Source organism: Facklamia sp. P12932 (genome assembly GCF_050409545.1).
Classification (GTDB): domain Bacteria; phylum Bacillota; class Bacilli; order Lactobacillales; family Aerococcaceae; genus Facklamia.
Window position 1 is genome coordinate 34,121 of sequence record NZ_JBNUPG010000001.1, and the last position, 17,740, is coordinate 51,860.

General features: G+C 35.6%; 16 protein-coding genes, 1 other RNA gene and 1 other annotated feature. Of the genes, 12 read left to right on the forward strand and 5 right to left on the reverse strand.

Features of this window, described 5'->3' with window-relative positions:
* Nucleotides 1-40: 40 nt before the first annotated feature.
* A complete protein-coding gene (locus ACQV2P_RS00165; protein WP_428881708.1) occupies nt 41-964 on the forward strand; it encodes a diacylglycerol/lipid kinase family protein in 924 nt (307 codons plus the stop codon).
* A 71-nt stretch (nt 965-1,035) separates the two neighbouring features.
* Nucleotides 1,036-1,470 (forward strand): DUF2187 family protein, encoded by a 435-nt coding sequence (locus ACQV2P_RS00170; RefSeq protein ID WP_428872988.1) that lies wholly within the window; start codon nt 1,036-1,038, stop codon nt 1,468-1,470.
* Between the two features lie 64 nt (nt 1,471-1,534).
* On the opposite strand, the gene ACQV2P_RS00175 is transcribed toward ACQV2P_RS00170, so the two are convergent.
* The gene (locus tag ACQV2P_RS00175) at nt 1,535-2,500 is read right to left on the reverse strand and encodes a hypothetical protein (RefSeq protein WP_428894452.1); all 966 of its coding nucleotides are present in this window, start codon (nt 2,498-2,500) and stop codon (nt 1,535-1,537) included.
* Nucleotides 2,501-2,540: 40 nt separating this feature from the next.
* Between ACQV2P_RS00175 and ACQV2P_RS00180 the strand changes: the two genes are divergently transcribed.
* Nucleotides 2,541-2,981, forward strand: a complete 441-nt coding sequence (locus ACQV2P_RS00180) for a ribonuclease HI family protein (RefSeq protein WP_428874657.1) — start codon at nt 2,541-2,543, stop codon at nt 2,979-2,981.
* Here ACQV2P_RS00180 and ACQV2P_RS00185 read toward each other — a convergent pair.
* The 3 genes from ACQV2P_RS00185 to gpsB form a co-directional block, all read right to left on the reverse strand.
* Complete coding sequence (locus ACQV2P_RS00185; RefSeq protein WP_428872991.1) at nt 2,957-4,084, reverse strand: THUMP domain-containing class I SAM-dependent RNA methyltransferase; 1,128 nt, start codon at nt 4,082-4,084, stop codon at nt 2,957-2,959. The genes ACQV2P_RS00180 and ACQV2P_RS00185 overlap by 25 nt on opposite strands.
* 99 nt (nt 4,085-4,183) lie before the next feature.
* Nucleotides 4,184-4,561: RNase P RNA component class B (gene rnpB, locus ACQV2P_RS00190), an RNA gene on the reverse strand.
* A gap of 11 nt (nt 4,562-4,572) precedes the next feature.
* The gene (gene gpsB / locus ACQV2P_RS00195; RefSeq protein WP_428872992.1) at nt 4,573-4,908 is read right to left on the reverse strand and encodes a cell division regulator GpsB; all 336 of its coding nucleotides are present in this window, start codon (nt 4,906-4,908) and stop codon (nt 4,573-4,575) included.
* Nucleotides 4,909-5,160: 252 nt separating this feature from the next.
* Here gpsB and ACQV2P_RS00200 point away from each other — a divergent pair, with 252 nt between their 5' ends.
* The 5 genes from ACQV2P_RS00200 to dtd all read left to right on the forward strand — a co-directional run bounded on the left by ACQV2P_RS00200 (nt 5,161) and on the right by dtd (nt 10,329).
* The gene (locus tag ACQV2P_RS00200) at nt 5,161-6,114 is read left to right on the forward strand and encodes a 50S ribosomal protein L11 methyltransferase (protein WP_428872993.1); all 954 of its coding nucleotides are present in this window, start codon (nt 5,161-5,163) and stop codon (nt 6,112-6,114) included.
* Between the two features lie 3 nt (nt 6,115-6,117).
* The gene (locus ACQV2P_RS00205; protein ID WP_428874660.1) at nt 6,118-6,891 is read left to right on the forward strand and encodes an RsmE family RNA methyltransferase; all 774 of its coding nucleotides are present in this window, start codon (nt 6,118-6,120) and stop codon (nt 6,889-6,891) included.
* A gap of 1 nt (nt 6,892) precedes the next feature.
* Complete coding sequence (gene deoC / locus ACQV2P_RS00210; RefSeq protein ID WP_428884913.1) at nt 6,893-7,537, forward strand: deoxyribose-phosphate aldolase; 645 nt, start codon at nt 6,893-6,895, stop codon at nt 7,535-7,537.
* Nucleotides 7,538-7,678: 141 nt separating this feature from the next.
* Nucleotides 7,679-9,877: a RelA/SpoT family protein gene (locus ACQV2P_RS00215; protein ID WP_428872997.1), complete on the forward strand. Its 2,199-nt coding sequence runs from the start codon at nt 7,679-7,681 to the stop codon at nt 9,875-9,877.
* A gap of 8 nt (nt 9,878-9,885) precedes the next feature.
* Nucleotides 9,886-10,329 (forward strand): D-aminoacyl-tRNA deacylase, encoded by a 444-nt coding sequence (gene dtd / locus ACQV2P_RS00220; protein ID WP_428872998.1) that lies wholly within the window; start codon nt 9,886-9,888, stop codon nt 10,327-10,329.
* Between the two features lie 21 nt (nt 10,330-10,350).
* Here the strand turns inward: dtd and ACQV2P_RS00225 are convergent, their stop codons facing one another.
* The gene (locus ACQV2P_RS00225; RefSeq protein ID WP_428884914.1) at nt 10,351-11,763 is read right to left on the reverse strand and encodes an N-acetylmuramoyl-L-alanine amidase; all 1,413 of its coding nucleotides are present in this window, start codon (nt 11,761-11,763) and stop codon (nt 10,351-10,353) included.
* 186 nt (nt 11,764-11,949) lie between these two features.
* Nucleotides 11,950-12,140: a binding site (T-box leader), on the forward strand.
* Between the two features lie 36 nt (nt 12,141-12,176).
* Here ACQV2P_RS00225 and hisS point away from each other — a divergent pair.
* The 4 genes from hisS (at nt 12,177) to argF (ending at nt 17,721) form a co-directional block, all read left to right on the forward strand.
* Nucleotides 12,177-13,496 (forward strand): histidine--tRNA ligase, encoded by a 1,320-nt coding sequence (gene hisS / locus ACQV2P_RS00230; protein ID WP_428873001.1) that lies wholly within the window; start codon nt 12,177-12,179, stop codon nt 13,494-13,496.
* Nucleotide 13,497: 1 nt separating this feature from the next.
* Entirely contained in the window at nt 13,498-15,270 is a 1,773-nt protein-coding gene (gene aspS, locus ACQV2P_RS00235) for an aspartate--tRNA ligase (RefSeq protein WP_428884915.1), read from the forward strand.
* 201 nt (nt 15,271-15,471) lie between these two features.
* Nucleotides 15,472-16,683, forward strand: coding sequence for an arginine deiminase (arcA, locus tag ACQV2P_RS00240; RefSeq protein ID WP_428874662.1), 1,212 nt, complete (start codon nt 15,472-15,474; stop codon nt 16,681-16,683).
* A 36-nt stretch (nt 16,684-16,719) separates the two neighbouring features.
* Complete coding sequence (argF, locus tag ACQV2P_RS00245) at nt 16,720-17,721, forward strand: ornithine carbamoyltransferase (protein ID WP_428874663.1); 1,002 nt, start codon at nt 16,720-16,722, stop codon at nt 17,719-17,721.
* Nucleotides 17,722-17,740 lie beyond the last annotated feature (19 nt).

Here is a 17,740-nt window from a genome sequence, read left to right on the forward strand (position 1 = left end):
AGGAGGACTTGTGGTATAATGTAAAAAAAGGAGGGTTAATATGAAGAGCGTTTTAATCATCGCTAATCCAGGTTCAGGTAAGGGTAAGGCCAAAGCATATGCTGAGCAGTTAGCTGATTTACTAATTAATACATACGATGCTCAAGTCAAACACCGAACAACTGAAAAACCTCAAGATGCCTATGATTGGGCAAAAACTACCCCTGCAGATGAATACGACACTATTATTTGTTTGGGCGGTGACGGCACTATTAAGGAAGTGGTATCCGGTTTAATGGAGAATTCACAACCACCTCATTTTGCTTTTTTACCCTTGGGGACTGTAAATGATTTAGCAAGATCTTTAGGAATCTCTCTAAACCCAGTAAAAGCCATTAATCAATTTAAATCTTTAGAGTTAAAAAAATTGGATATCGGGCAAGTTAACGAGCAGTATTTTGCGAATGTTCTTGCGCTAGGAGCTATTCCTTCAGCAGTATTTGAAACTGAATCTAAAGTAAAAAATAAGATTGGGGTATTAGCTTATTTATTTGATGGCTTTAAAGCGATGTTTGAAGAGGAAGATTTTGATTTAGACATTAGTGTCGATGGAAAGGAATCTCATCACCTTAAAACCAATCTTATATTATTAACACTCACTACTAGTGTGGGAGGAATGGAAAATCTTCTTTCACAAGACCAGCTATTTGATGGATTGGGTCATCTTTATGCTTTTAAGGGTTCATTGGCTATATCAAGTATAGCTACTTTTATTGAAGAGAAAGGCTTGCCTCGACACGAATTAGATAATGAGTCCATCTTGTCGTTAAAGGGTAAAACATTCGATATTAAACTCGCTTCCTTGAATGAAGAACGTGAACTAAAAGCGAACATTGATGGCGATAAAGGCCCAAGTTTACCATTAAAAATTAAGATTCATAGTCAAGCACTTTCTGTATGGGTTCCAAAGGTAGAGAAAGAGTAACCTTTAGAATAAAAAAGAAAAATGTGGTATAATAACAATTACAGAGGGCAATTTAAGAAAAGAGGGATAACGTGTCGAAAAAAATTTCAGATGGGCAACGAAGTCTAATTGAAAAGGAGTTAAGACGCGGGACAAGCAAGTCACGTATCGCTTCGCTATTAGATGTAGATTATGAAACGGGTCTTGAAATGATTGAATCAGTAAAGTTAGCAATTCGACCAGAAATAGGGGATAAGATTACTTTCAAATTTAGAGAAAGTAGCATGACAGGAATAATTACAAAATTGCTTTCTAATAGTGCTGTTGTAGATATTTATTGGCAAGAATCAGATATGATGATGCAAGATATTATTGAAGAGAAGACCATAGTTAATTTCAAAGATATTATTGATTTTATATCCTTACCACCACAAGAAGAGGATAAGCATGTCATTCTTGATCCACAACCTACCGTGCACCATAAAAACACCAAGGAAAATGATACACAGTCAGAAGAAGAGAAGTAAAATTAGAGCGAGTCTACTATAGACTTGCTCTAATTTATTTAGAAAGTTTTCTTTAAATTTCTATCTATAGACTTAGTTGTTTGATTTCATCGATAGCCTGTTGGAGAATTTCATCCATTCGCTCATTTTGATCGGATTCTTCACTTTTTTCTATATGGTAATAACTTAAAAAGCTATTAAACCATGCAACAGGGTCTGAGATTTTTTCTTTGATAAATGGATAGTATACCATCACCAATAAATTTATTTCTTCTAGTAGACCATCATAAATATGAGGATTATTATTGACCGTATAATCTTCAAGAAGAGCTTTTATTTGTAAATAGGTCGAATCTTCTTTATAAGGGACTAGAGATAGGCTATCGATGATTTTAATTTCTTCAAACCATGTCAGTTTTAGATGGGCCTGGTAATTTCGAACTATATAATGATGCAATATATCACTTTTAACGAATTGACTTATCTCTTTGTCAGCCAATAATGCAGTCAAGATTGGATGTTTAAGGGAGTAATCTAAACTATAGAAGTTTTTGATTTCTTTTAAAAGTTCATATAAGGTTAGTTCTTTCAATTGTTTCAACTTTGAATCTAACCCCTTCGTATTTATAAGGAGTTGAAGTTCTTTAGAAAGAGCTTTTTTTTCTTTAATTTTTTCAATTTGTTTAACAATCAAAGAGATATCCCATTTTTTTTGATCAAAATATTCTTTGATTTCATATAACTGAATCAATAGTTTTTGATGAGAAAAAAGATAAGGTAAAGAATGAACATAAAGTATCGCTAATTCATAGTCAAGGTCTTGTATGGAGTGGTCTGAAAGAAAATTTTGCCATAACTTTTTGACAGCTTGACTTTTATTTTGAATAATATGAATAGAAATTAGTTCTTTAAACACTTTAAGGGAAGGTTCTATCTGATAGCTTTCTTTCAAAAAGTTAGATGCACTTGCATAATCATTTTGTTCAAGCGCATTCATGGCTTTGCGATAGAAATATTCGCTCTTATTTGGCATATGAATAAGATCTGTCAATTGAGGAGACTCCTTTCAAAATAGAGAGGGTGAAAAACCTATGTGGATACAAATTGATGCCGCTTTTGATCCTAAAACTAAAGAAGCGGGCCTAGCTTTTTTGGTATTCAATGGTGAAAAAGTTGCTACTTTTAAATTTTATATTAATGAATGTCTGGATAATCACCAAGCTGAGTTTTTTGCTTTAAGATTAGCTATGCAATGGATCAAGCAAGAAAAATTAAAAACAGATCAACTCATTCAAATTAAAACCGATTCTAAGATTGTTTTCCAATCGATTGAAAAACGTTTTGCCAAAAAAGACTATTTTAGCAAGCTTTTAAAAGTTATTCTCTTTGAAATGGACCATTATCCTTTACTTTTTCTAAAATGGATTCCTGAAAAAGAAAATCGAGCAGCTGATCAAGCAGCAAAACAAGCCTTACGTAAACAAGGGAAAGTAAAGACTTTAGACCCTTATTTATTTGTAGACCAAAATTGATAATAATTTACTTTTAAGGCACCGTTATATAACTTGCGTTTTTTGCTAGCTTTTTCACCATAAAATTTCTCAAATGAGTCATCACTTGAGAGAATATACTTCGACCAAGTGGTCATCAAACGGTAAATAGTACCCATGTCCTGGTATAGTTGGTGTACCTTATCTTCATCTAGCAAGCGGTCCCCATAAGGAGGGTTGGAGATTAAAATGCCATATTCTTCATTCGGACGGTAATCTTTTAACTGCATTTGTTTAAAAGTAATATCTTCTCCCACACCGGCATTTGCTGCATTTTGCTTGGCGATTTCAATCATTCTTCCATCTATATCGCTTCCAAAGATATTGAGTTTTATTTCATGGTTAATTTTTTGACGTGCTTTTGTTTTTTCCTTTGACCATACTTCTGGATTAAAGAACTCCCATTTTTCTGCTGCAAATGACCGATTTAATCCTGGAGCAATATTGCGTCCCATTAAGGCAGCTTCAATTAAAATTGTTCCAGACCCGCAAGTTGGATCATAAAGAGGACGGTCAGGGAACCAAGTAGTCAATTTGACTAAAGCTGCTGCCATATTTTCTTTTAGAGGCGCGCCACCTTTTTCAGTTCGATAACCTCGTTTAAATAGACTGCTTCCACTTGTGTCTAAAGTAATCATCGCCACATCTTTTAGTATCGATATTTCAATAGGGTAGTAATCACCTGTTTCGCTCAAAGGCATTTTACGAGCATAGTGATCCATTAGCCGTTTGGCAATGGCTTTTTTGACAATTCTTTGACAGTTAGGGACAGAATAAAGTTTTGATTTCACCGATTTACCTGAAACAGGAAATTCTCCATCCATGGGTAAGAGGTCTTCCCAGGCAATCGCATAGGTTTGGTCAAACAATTCTTCAAAAGAGGTTGCTTTAAATTCGCCAACCACTACTTTAATTCGATCAGCTGTTCTCAACCATAGGTTTGTTTTAGCAATATCTTCTGCAGTTCCTTTAAAGCGCACGCGACCATTCTCTGTTTGTGTTTCATAGCCTAAATCCTTGAGTTCTTGATTAGCTATTCCCTCGATACCTGCCGCTGCTGTAGCAATTAAGTGATATGTTTTCATGGATAATCCTTCCTTTTAAAAAAACACGATTCAACAAGCTTTTAGGCTCAGAATCGTGTTGTTGACTATATGCATCTATAAATACCTATATTAGTAAATTTCGATAAGCCATGTTCTGTCAATATTTATTCCATAGGCAAGAATAAATAAAGGGTAATCATCTATCTACAAGATAACTTGTCTCTCTTTCAGTTAAGCAATGCTTACGCATTTTCCCATACAGAGAGTGCCCCTACCAAATTTGGGTTGCTCGCTCGAGGGGTTTACCGCGTTTCAGCTTTTTGTTTCCAAAAAGATCGTCTCTGTGGCACTTTATGAATTACTTATTCTTAGCTAAGCCTTAGAATATTCACTCGCCGTTCACCTTAAGGCTACCTTAGCTTATTGTTTCGCTAAGCACGAACACTACAAGCGTTTCAGCTTGTGCGAGCATGGACTTTCCTCAGCCAAATGAATTGACCGCGATTACCTGAAATTTACTATGATCATTAATTTTGACTATACTCTGTGTTTGAAATTTTGGCTCCGAAAACATGTTTTTCTAAGTTAGATAAACGTTTAAGGATATCAAAGTTGGTTACGCCAGAACCTGGAGTTGTTGAAACGTTTTTCTTAGCTAATGATAACTGCTTAGTTAATTCATCTATTTTAGCAATGAGTCGCTCATTTTCATTCTTTAAGAACACTACATCTTTTTGATAAGAATCATAGTCACGAATAATACTATCGAGATACTCATCGACTTCAGCAGCATTATAGCCACGCATGGAACGAGAAAATTCTTTTTGTAAGATATCTTTTGCTGTTAAGTTTTTTTCTGCCATGAAGTTCACCTCGTTTATTAGCTTTTATATTAAATAGAATATCAACTACTATTTTATCCTTTTCTTTTGAAAATTTCAAAAAAAGTTACAAATATTCTAAAGTCTATTATTTATTATTACATGCCCTTATTAAAATAGCTAGACTTAATCTTGAAAAAATAACTTCTTTTGATTGAAAAAAGATAAACAGTCCTCCATAATGTGAATAAGCTCAGCTTTAAATTTTTTAGATGCATTGACTGGGGGGGTTTAATGACTCATTGGACAAAAGTGACTATCTATCTTGAAACTAAGAAGCCTGATGAAGTGGAATATGTTTCTCATCTCTTATTTGAGTGGGGGGCGAAAGGGACGCAGCTTATAAATGTCGATGGATATATGGAAAATAAAGAAAATTTATTTGGAGAAATTCCTTTAGCTCCATCCCTTAAAGAACAAGATAAACGGGGGCTTGTCTTAGGTTTTTTTGAACAAGATATAGAAAAAGACTTGTTCGATAGTTATTTAGAAGATAACCTTTATTTCGATTATAGTTGGGAAAAAGAGCCGATTGAAATGGAAAATTGGCAAAAAAATTGGATGAAAAACTACCGAATTCAAGAAATTTCACGATTTATAAAAGTTGTTCCGGTATGGGATGCTTATTCTCCAAAATATAAGGATGAGAAAGTTATTTATTTAGACCCAGGAGTTGCCTTTGGAACAGGTGATCACCCGACAACCCGACTCGGCGCGCAAGCTTTAGAAATGGTTATGCGAGGTGACGAGAAAGTTTATGATGTTGGAACGGGATCTGGTATCCTTGCATTGATAGCTTTTGCTCTCAGCGCACAAAAAGTGGTGGGATACGATCTTGATCCTCAAGCAATCGCAGCTGCTAAACAAAATCTTACTTATCAAAAATGGCAAAATATGGGCTATTCTGATGATTTTCAACCACCTATATCATTTCATGTCAATGATTTATTAAGAGGTGTTGAAGAAAAAGTAAATATCATCATGGCAAACATCCTACCTCATATATTACTCAAGCTCTATCAGGATGCCTATCAGCTTTTAGAAAAGGGTGGCTATCTCATTCTTGGAGGCATACTGACTGAGAAGGCAGAACAAGTAATCGATTCTTTATCAACAGATCAGTGGGAAATAATCCAAATTAATTATTATAAAGGATGGGCTGGTATCACGGCTCAGAAGAAAGAGTGAGTTATGCATCAATATTTTATCGATGATTCGAATCAAATAGTAGAAATTGGCAAGAAAGTTGTTTTGAATCCATCAGACAGTCATCATTTGGTCAATGTTTTAAGGGCTAAGCAAGGGAAGGAGTTAATAGTTGTATACGATCAAAAGAAGTATCTAGCTTCTTATCTCAAAAAAAAGAATGATTATGCTCTATTAGAAATCATGTCACCCTTAAGTGAGACTCTCAGTCAAACGGAGTTACCGGTCGAGGTAGTTGTAGCTTGTGGTTTATCCAAAAATGACAAAATGGATTCAATTGTTCAAAAAGCTACAGAATGCGGCATGAGCAGCTTTCAACCATTAGCTTTAAAACGTGATGTAGTCAAATGGGACCAGAAAAAAGCTGGTAAAAAAGTTGAAAGACTACAAAAAATTGCTGATAGTGCTGCAGAACAGTCAAAACGTTTAAAAAAGGTTGAAGTTAAGCAGCTTTTAAATTTAAAAGACTTTGTTAATCAGTATCGTACTCATGACATTAAACTAGTGGCATTCGAAGAAAGTGCTAAAGAAGGTCAACACCATCTGTTAGCCAAAATATTAAAAAATATCGAAAAGAATAAAAAGATAGTTATGGTATTTGGATCGGAAGGTGGATTAGAACAACAAGAGGTATCTTTCTTAGTAGAAAATGGCTTTGAGATTTGTAGCTTAGGTCCAAGAATCTTACGGGCAGAGACGGCACCTATTTATCTTTTAAGTGTCCTATCATATGTCACTGAAATTGAAAGGGAGTTTTAAAATGGAATTAAATAAATATATCGATCATACTTTATTAAATGCAAATGCAACCAAAGACCAAATTAAGCAAATTTGTCAAGAAGCCTTGGAATATCAATTCATGTCAGTTTGTATTAATCCAGTATGGGTTACTTATGCGAGTGATTTGTTGAAGGATTCAGACATCAAAGTCTGTACAGTGATTGGTTTCCCTTTAGGAGCGAATACTTCATCTACTAAAGCTTTTGAAGCAAAAGAAGCAGTGAAAAATGGGGCTAGTGAAATTGATATGGTAATCAATATCGGAGCGGCTAAAGCTGCTGATTGGGAAACAGTAGAAGAGGATATCCGTCAAGTCGTTCAAGCTGTTCCAGAAGAAATTATTGTGAAAGTTATCATCGAAACTAGTTTACTTGAAAAAGAAGAAAAAGTGAAAGCTTGCCTTGCAGCCAAAGCAGCCAAAGCAGATTTTGTTAAAACTTCCACTGGCTTTTCAACAGCAGGAGCTGTGAAAGAAGATATTGCTCTAATGCGTTCGACTGTTGGTGAAACAATGGGAGTCAAAGCTTCTGGAGGCGTTGGCGATAAAGAAACTGCATTAATAATGATTGAAGCAGGCGCAAACCGTATTGGTGCTTCTAAAGGGATTAAAATTGTTTCTGAATAAAATTTTAAAACAACTGTGTCTTTCGACCAGTTGTTTTTTAGCATAAGCTAAGATTGATAGTATTAAAGAGGCTAATATTGTTTTATAGTGAGTATTTAAGTTATAATAGTAGAAAAATTATCTAGAAAGAGTGGTGATAATATGGGTAGAAATGATGTCTATACTGGTGAAGAAGTTATAGCAATTTGTCGATCTTATATGAATGACAGTAAGGTAGCTTTTGTAAAAAAGGCATTAGCAGTAGCAACCAAGGCCCATGAAGGGCAAGAACGTCTCTCAGGAGAACCCTATATTAATCATCCAATTCAAGTAGCAGGTATTTTAGCGAATATTAAATTAGACCCTGATACAGTAGCTACTGGCTTTTTACATGATGTAGTGGAAGATACGGACTACACTTTGGAAAAAATCCAGGAAGAATTTTCAGAATCCGTCGCCTTCTTAGTAGATGGCGTTACTAAACTCGGTAAGATTAAATTTCAAAGTAAAGAAGAACAATTAGCAGAAAATCATCGTAAAATGTTGATTGCCATGGCTAAAGATATTCGTGTGGTAATGGTTAAATTAGCTGACCGTTTACATAATATGCGCACTTTGAAATTTCAAAAACCCCACAAACAAATTGAAAAGTCTCAAGAAGCATTAGATATTTATGCACCCTTGGCTGAACGAATTGGTATGAGTGTCATTAAATGGGAATTAGAAGATATTTCTTTAAGATATATTAATCCTCAAGCCTATTATGATATTGTCCATCAAATGGACCAAAAAAGAGATGAGCGCGAAGAATATATTCAAGTTGTCATTGATCAGATAAAAGATGCGATTGACGAACTGTCCATGGACTCTACTGTTTATGGAAGACCGAAACATATTTATTCCATTTACCGTAAAATGGTCGATCAGAAAAAAGAGTTTGATGATATCTATGATTTATTAGCGGTTCGCGTTTTAGTCGATTCGATTAAGGATTGCTACGGAGTCTTAGGCATTATTCATACAAAATGGAAGCCGATGCCAGGACGCTTTAAAGATTATATTGCTATGCCTAAAGCTAATATGTACCAATCAATTCATACGACTGTTATTGGACCTCAAGGCAAACCTGTTGAAGTTCAAATAAGAACGCACCTTATGCATGAAGTGGCAGAGTACGGACTAGCAGCTCATTGGGCCTACAAAGAAGGGAAAACAGTCGATGAGCAACCACGAGATAACATTCAACAACAGTTAAAATGGTTTCATGATATTGTTGAGTATGAAGATGATGCAGGGAATGCTAGTGAATTCATGGAATTTATTAAAGAAGATGTTTTTAAAGATCAAGTTTATATCTTTACTCCTAAAGGCGACGTCTTTGAATTACCATTAGGCTCAGGTCCAGTCGATTTCGCTTTCCATATCCATACTGAAATAGGAAATAAGACGGTTGGAGCAAAAGTTAATGGTAATATCGTTCCTCTTAATTATCGCTTGAAAAATGGAGATATTGTTGAAATATTAACCAATCCGAGTTCTGTTGGCCCTAGCCGTGATTGGCTCAAGTTTGTTAAAACTTCTAAAGCACGTAATCGGATCAAACGTTATTTTAAAATGCAAGAGCGTGAGAAAAATAGCGAAATTGGACAGGAAATACTTGAAAAAGCCCTGAAAGAAAACGAAACATCTTTAAAAATAGAACTTAAAAAGAACAAAGAAAAAGACTTACTTGAGAGATTTAACTTCAATGAGATGGAAGATCTTTATGCTTCTATCGGCTTAGGAGAAATCTCACCGACTTCTATTATGCATTTTTGGAATATTAAGAAAGTCGACAAAAATGTAAAGCTATCTAATGTCATTTCTAAAGATAGGGAGACTGACTCTAACAAAGAAAAAGTAGGAAATGAAAAAGGATTAGTGGTTGACGGCGTTGATAACTTAATGATGCGACTTAGTCGTTGTTGCAACCCGGTTCCCGGTGATGAGATAGTTGGTTATATAACAAGAGGTAGAGGCATTTCTGTTCACCGCAAAGATTGTTCCAACTTAAAAAGTGAAATTGAATTGGATGATCGAACGATTGCAGTGCATTGGTCCGAAGAAAAGCAAGAAGAACATGAGTATGAAACAGAAATACAAGTCATTGGTTTTGACCGGTCGGGTATGATTAACGACGTTTTAAACGTTGTCAACCATACGGTCAAAAACCTCAAAGCAGTCAATGGGCGCATTGATGATCAAAGTCAAGCCATCATCAAACTTAAGGTTTTAGTTGCTGATACACAACAATTACATGAATTAATTGTTAAATTAAAGAACATCCCAGATGTTTACGAAGTTAAACGTCAAGGCAATTAGGAGGTCAAATGAAAGTAGTTATTCAAAGAGTGAACCATGCCAGTGTAACAGTTAATGAAGAAGTAGTAGGAGCCATTAAAGAAGGACTTCTACTTTTAGTCGGATTTGGACCTGAAGATACGGTTAAAGACTGTGAGTATTGTGCTAGAAAAATTGTAACTATGCGGATTTTTGACGATGAAGAAGGAAAAATGAATTTATCGTTGAAAGATACTGGCGGCAGTATTCTCTCAGTCAGTCAATTTACCCTGTACGCTTCTTGTAAGAAAGGGAATCGCCCTAGCTTTACCAATGCTGCAAAACCAGACCAGGCTGAAGAATTATACCATTATTTCAACCAAGAGCTTGACAAAAAAGGTTTTAAAGCTAAAACAGGTATTTTTGGAGCTGACATGAAAGTTGAATTTGAAAACAATGGACCTGTTACAATAATTTTGGACTCCAATGAGTAAACAATACCCCTGATAGAGACCTTATCTATCAGGGGTATTTATTTCTAATTGATTTCCAACTTGATTAAAATAAGTTGAGAGTCCTTCAGTAATAGCATCAGCTAATTTTTGATGGTAGTCATCCGTTAACATTAACTCCAAGTCTTCGCTGTTTGTAATATAACCGAGTTCGAGCAAGAGGGAGGGGACGGTATTTTCGCGTAAAACATGAAAGTTTCCATACTCCACACCCAAATTAGGTCGACCAGATGTTATCAACCCAGAATGTAAGGTCTTCGCAAATTCTTCGTCATTTAAATGATAGAAATATGTACGAACACCTTTGACCTGAGTGTCATAGGAGGAATCGAAATGTAACGAAAGAAATAAGTCTGGCTGTTTTTGGTTACTGATTTTAACCCTTTCAGCGAGGTCTAAAAATTGGTCGCTTTCATTAGTTAAGATAACTTTAGCCCCGAAAGCTTCAAGTGTTTTCTTTAATACTTTAGCAATCTTATAGGTAAAGCTTTTTTCAGCATACTTTTGATCTTTACTCAATGTACCTGGGTCTTCTCCACCATGGCCAGGGTCTAGCATGATGGTCGCTTGTTGGAGTTCAGATTTAATAGGTAGAAAGCGATGGTCAATTGAATAGTAAGGCTCAGATAGAGAGAAGGAATCAATATATCCTTTAACTCCTTGACTGTCTTCTACGTAGTAAAATGATTCCTGAGGACTATATTCAACATAATCAAGCCTTGTAAATTCTTGTAGGTAATCCGTTTGATAAATCATATTAGAAAAAAAGTCTGCTTCTTCTAATAAGTATTCTTCTTTTTTGCGCATGATAAGCTTGTTTTTCAAGCTTTCTTTTTCTTTTTCTTTTTTATTAATACTGCTATCTAAAGCATTCTTTTCGGCAATTAAACGCTCCGCGTCTTGTCGATTCAATAATTCTATCTCGTTTATGTTTACAAAGGCTGGTTTACCTTGATAATTAACTTGAGCCCAATTTTTTTCTATATAATTAATAGGGATGAGGCTTTCCTTAGGAATATTTGAGAGAATAGGACTTTTAGAATCAGCTTTTTGATAAAGAGCCGTTGATTTTTCAAAAGAGGCTGCTAAATCTTGGTCACTTTTAAGTTCCTTGTTTTCGATTAGCCACTTGGGTAACCAACCTTCAACTTTCCCTTGATAGCGCACTTTAAGCCAACCGGTTTGTTCTTGAATAATTTCAATAGGAAAGTCAGGATCAATTTCGGTTAAAACCTCGGAATTAGTAGTTGGAAAAGAGTGCAGAACGATTCCTTGACGATCAATTGGTAAAGCTTTTAAATTGCTAAGATTAACAATTCCCCATACTGTTATGACGCTAATTATAAGTGTTAATAAGAAAGGAGTAAGTCGCTTTTTAGTTAAGTGTTTCAAATTTTTGGTCCAAACGATAGCCATCCTATATTCCTCCACTATTCCTCTATTAATTGCATTATAGTTGATTAATTGAATTAAAGGTCAACTCTAGATGGACTGTTACACAATAGTAACTAGATTGTTAATCATTTGCTATAAAGTAAACTAAAGAAGAATTTTAATTCAACTTGACAAATCAATCATCATTGAGTAATCTGAACATAATTAATCAATTCGGTGAAATAGACAAGTAGCTCTGTAATATACAGTGAGCAACGTTGAGTGAAAAGTTGCATTTGAGAGTGAAGACACTATGGAGAAGAATAATCAAAAGTTATTCCGTCAATCACGTTACGATTAAGAGGTAATGGATAAATTCATTACAAATATAGGTGGTACCACGTTAATGCGTCCTAAGTGAAAACTTAGGGCGCTTTTATATTAGGAGGGGTAGAATGATTCAAAAGATGAAAGGCACCGTTGATATCTTGCCAGAGGATAGTTATCGTTGGCAATATGTCGAAGATGTAGCAAGAGATTTATTTGATCAATATATGTATCGTGAAATACGGACACCGCTTTTTGAGTCCTATGATTTATTTTCACGTTCAGTTGGTAATACTTCAGATATTGTCTCTAAAGAAATGTATGACTTCTATGATAAAGGAGAACGACATATTAGTTTACGCCCCGAAGGGACTGCGGGTGTTGTGAGAGCATACGTTGAGAATAAATTGTTTGGTCCAGAACATGCACAGCCTTTTAAGGTTTATTATTTAGGTCCTTACTTTCGTTACGAAAGACCCCAAGCAGGACGTCAACGACAGTTCAATCAAATGGGCGTCGAAGTTTTCGGGTCAGAAAATCCAGCAACGGATGTGGAAGTTATCAGTTTAGCTTGGCATTTCTTTCAAGAGTTAGGTTTAAAAAATATTACTTTACAAATTAACTCACTAGGAAAGCCAAACGATCGGCAGGCTTATCGTCAAGCGCTTATTGCTTATTTTGAGCCACATATTCATAATTTAAGTGATGATTCTAAAAAAAGACTGCATGACAATCCACTGCGTGTACTAGATTCAAAAGATGCTAAGGATAAAGCTTATGTAAAAGAGGCTCCAAGTATTTTAGATTATTTATCTAAAGAGAGTAAGGACCATTTTGGACAAGTTCAATCCATGCTCAAGCAACTAGAAATACCTTTTGAAGTCAATGACAAGGTGGTAAGAGGTTTGGATTATTATCAGGATACTATTTTCGAGTTTGTAGTAGATGATAATCGGATTGGTGCTCAATCAACGGTTTGTGGTGGTGGTCGCTATGATGGACTGGTTCAACAAATTGGCGGACCTGAGAAGCCTGGCTTTGGTTTTGGATTAGGGCTTGAACGTCTCATGTTATTAATGGATCAACAAAAGATTGACATTCCACCATATGAGCCTCTAGACTTATATGTCTTATGTCGTGATGAGTCGGTTAATCAATTAGCAACCGAGTTAGTTCAAAAGGCTAGATATGCTGGATTGATTGCAGAAAGAGATTACTTATTTAGAAGCATAAAGTCTCAGTTTAAAACAGCCGGCAAATTAGGGGCCAAATTAACTATTATGTTGGGTGAGCAAGAAGTTGAGTCTGAGATATTAGTTGTTAAAAATCAAGAAAATGGGACTGAGACCGAGATTTCAAAAGGTGACTTATGGTCTGATTTTTATGGCGTTTATCGCCGTTTAACAACGGATACGAGTGTAATTGATAAATATTTTAGGGGTGAATAAAATGACAGAAAGAACTGTATATTGTGGATTAGTAGATGAACAGTACCTTGGTAAAGCGATCACATTAAAAGGATGGGTACAAAAAAGAAGAGATTTAGGGAGTTTAATTTTTGTTGATTTACGTGATCGTGAAGGCTTTTGTCAAGTGGTCTTTAATGCTGAGAGACTTTCAAAAGAAGATTTTGAGCTAGCCAATCGGATTCGTTCAGAATACATTATTGAAGTGACTGGAGAATTGGCATTAAGAGAAAACAATCAAATGAATAAGCAAGTTAAAACAGGACGTTTTGAGCTGTATGCCAATGCTTTAACCATCTATACTAAAGCTAAAACGCCTGCTATATATATTGAAAATGATTTGGATGTGGATGAAGAAGTTCGCTTAAGAAATCGTATGTTAGACTTACGTCGTCCTAAAATGCAAGCAAATATTCGCCTACGTCATAATGTAACGCGAACAATCCGTAATTTCTTAGACCAAAGAGGATTTGTTGATGTTGAGACACCTATGTTAACCAAATCCACTCCGGAAGGTGCTAGAGACTATTTAGTACCTACTCGCCGTGAAGGGGGATCCTTTTTTGCATTACCTCAATCACCCCAACTATTTAAGCAACTGCTGATGGGTGCAGGCATGGATCGCTATTATCAAATAGTTAAATGCTTCCGAGACGAAGATTTACGTGGTGACCGTCAACCAGAATTTACCCAAGTCGATATTGAAACCAGCTTTTTAGGTCAAGAAGATATTCAATCATATATAGAAGAGATGCTAAAAGAAGTTGTCAAAGAAACAAGAGGAGTAGAAATTAAGCAAGCATTCCCAACCATGACTTATGCTCAAGCAATGGAAGAATACGGGTCAGATAAACCAGATATTCGCTTTGACATGAAATTAAAAGACCTCTCTCAATGGGCTGAACATAGTGAATTTGGCGTCTTTAAAAATGCTGTAAAAGATGGAGGGCAAGTCAAAGCCATAAACCTTAAAGGCTTAGCTGATGAATACACACGCAAGACAGCAGATGCCTTATCAGAAGTTGTTAAACCCTATGGAGCTAAAGGCTTAGCGTGGATTAAAGTATTAGAGGAAGGCTTTAATGGACCAATCGCTAAATTCTTTACTGAAGAAGACCAAGACCAGATTAAAGAGACGTTGGAAGCTAAAGAGGGAGACATCCTCTTCTTTGTGGCTGATCAAGCCAGTGTCATTGCTGATTCCTTAGGCGCTTTACGTAATCATTTAGCCAAGAAACACACCTTATACGATGTTGAAGAGTTAGCTTTTTTGTGGGTTACCGATTGGCCATTATTTGAATATGATGAAGATAATCAAAGATATGTTGCTATGCATCATCCGTTTACTGCTCCGCAAAACGACGATGTCCAAGCATTAAAAGACAATCCAGCGGATGCTAAAGCTAAAGCCTACGACATTGTTCTTAATGGTTATGAAGTGGGAGGTGGATCTCTAAGAATTTATCAACGTGAGATGCAAGATCAAATGTTTGAATTATTAGGATTTACTGCTGAAGAAGCTAAAAGTCAATTTGGTTTCTTATTAGAAGCAATGGATTACGGCTTCCCTCCTCATGGTGGTATCGCTTTAGGCTTAGATCGATTAGTGATGATACTTGCTCAAGAGCCTAATATTCGTGAAGTCATTGCCTTTCCAAAGAATGGTCGTGGTCACGACTTATTAACAGATGCACCAAGTCATGTTTCGACCGATCAATTGGATGAGTTATATTTACAATTAAAAGCTAAAAAATAATTCCCATTAAAATTTGAAGTAGTTATTAATACCACTATCTTTCTGACGAAAGATAGTGGTATTCTAAAATTTAAGGGATAAATGTGATGAATATCTCATTTAGAATGTTATCAATTCAATTTATCGAAGTGACCGATTTAACGGAAACGTTTTCTATCGTATGTTAGACTAGAGTTAACAAATAATTAAGGAGGAAATAAAATGTCCCACAGTATTAATGTTAATTCTGAAATTGGTCGCTTGAAGAAAGTAATGCTTCACCGTCCGGGTAAAGAATTAGAAAATTTGATGCCAGATTACCTTGAACGCTTATTGTTTGATGATATTCCTTATCTTGAAGCAGCGCAAAAAGAACACGATGAATTTGCTAAGTTATTAGAAAGCCTAGGTGTTGAAGTACTTTATTTGGAAAAATTAGTGGCTGAAGCAATTGATGCAGAAGGATTGAAAGAACAATTTGTTGATGAGTGGATGGCTGAAACAGGGTTAGAGCCAGGCCAAAATTATGACCAAGTTAAACAGTATTTAATGGATATGGAAGATACCTATGAAATGGTATTAAAAACGATGGAAGGATTCAAGAAGAGTGAGATTAAGCATGAATCAAATGGTTTTGATGAATTGCTGTCAAACTATCCTTTTTTAGTGGACCCAATGCCAAACTTATACTTCACTCGAGATCCCTTTGCAACGATGGGTAACGGTGTTTCTCTTAACCACATGTACTCAGATACACGTAACCGTGAAACATTATATGGAAAATATATCTTTAACTATCACCCAGAATATAAAGGAACTACCCTTTATTATGAACGTGATGAAGATACACGTATCGAAGGTGGAGATGAGTTAGTTTTATCTAAAAACACTCTAGCAGTTGGGATTTCTCAACGTACTGATAAATATTCAATCGAGAAATTAGCTCGCAACTTATTTAAAGAGACTGAATTCAAAGAAGTATTAGCATTCTTAATCGATAACAACCGTAAATTCATGCATTTAGATACTGTATTTACTATGATCGATTATGATAAATTCACTATCCACCCTGAAATTGAAGGCGAATTAAAAGTCTTCTCAGTAACTCCTGGTGAAAATGGTGAAATCAAGGTGACTGAAAAAGAAGGGCTGTTAGAAGACATCTTAGCAGAAGCTTTAGGTTTAGAAAAAGTTACCTTAATCCGTTGTGGTGGTGATGACATCGTAGCTGGAGCACGTGAACAATGGAACGATGGTGCCAACACCTTAACGGTAGCACCAGGTGAAGTAATTGTTTACAACCGTAATACTGTAACCAACAAATTATTGATTGAAAATGGTATTAAGATTCACCAAATCGAAGGTAGTGAATTAGTACGTGGTCGTGGTGGTCCTCGTTGCATGTCAATGCCATTTGTTCGCGAAGATATTTAATTTTTTTGATAAACACACAGATATAGGAGGGAATTTATGTTCCAAGGAAGAAACTTTTTAAAAGAAATCGACTTTACTGCCGACGAATTAAACTACTTAATTGATTTCTCAATTCACTTAAAAGACTTGAAAAAACGTGGGATTCCACACGAGTATTTAAAAGGACAAAACATTTGTCTATTATTTGAAAAAACATCTACTCGTACAAGAGCAGCCTTTACAGTAGCTGCTAATGACTTAGGTGCGGCTCCAGAATTCTTAGGTGCTAATGACATTCAATTAGGTAAAAAAGAATCTGTAGAAGATACAGCACGCGTTTTAGGTAGCATGTTCGACGGTATTGAATTCCGTGGTTTCAGTCAAGAGATGGTCGAAGACTTAGGTAAATACGCTGGAGTTCCTGTGTGGAACGGTTTAACTGATGAATGGCATCCAACTCAAATGATTGCTGATTATATGACCTTAAAAGAAAATTTTGGAGAGCTAAAGGGCAAAAAGTTAGTATATTGTGGTGACGGTCGTAATAATGTGGCTAATTCATTATTCATCACTGGGGCTATTATCGGTGTTAATGTGACCATCGCTTCACCAGAAGAATTATTCCCAGATGAAGAATTGGTAGCAAAAGCTCAAGAGTACGCGAAAGAATCAGGTGCTACTATTGAAATTACATCTGATATTAAAGCCGCTGTTAAAGATGCTGATGCATTATATACAGACGTTTGGGTTTCAATGGGTGAAGAAGACAAGTTCGAAGAACGTGTTAACTTATTAAAACCATACCAAATCAATAAAGAATTGACTGACTTAATTGAGGGAGATTATATTATCCTTCACTGCTTACCAGCTTTCCATGATACAGAAACAAAATATGGTAAAGATGTAGCAGAAAGATTCGGTGTTAAAGAAATGGAAATTACTGACGAAGTATTCCGCAGTAAACAAGCCCGTCAATTTGAACAAGCTGAAAACCGTATGCACTCAATCAAAGCGATTATGGCAGTTACTAACGGGAACTTGTTCATTCCTAAAGCTTAATAACAATAACATTACCCTA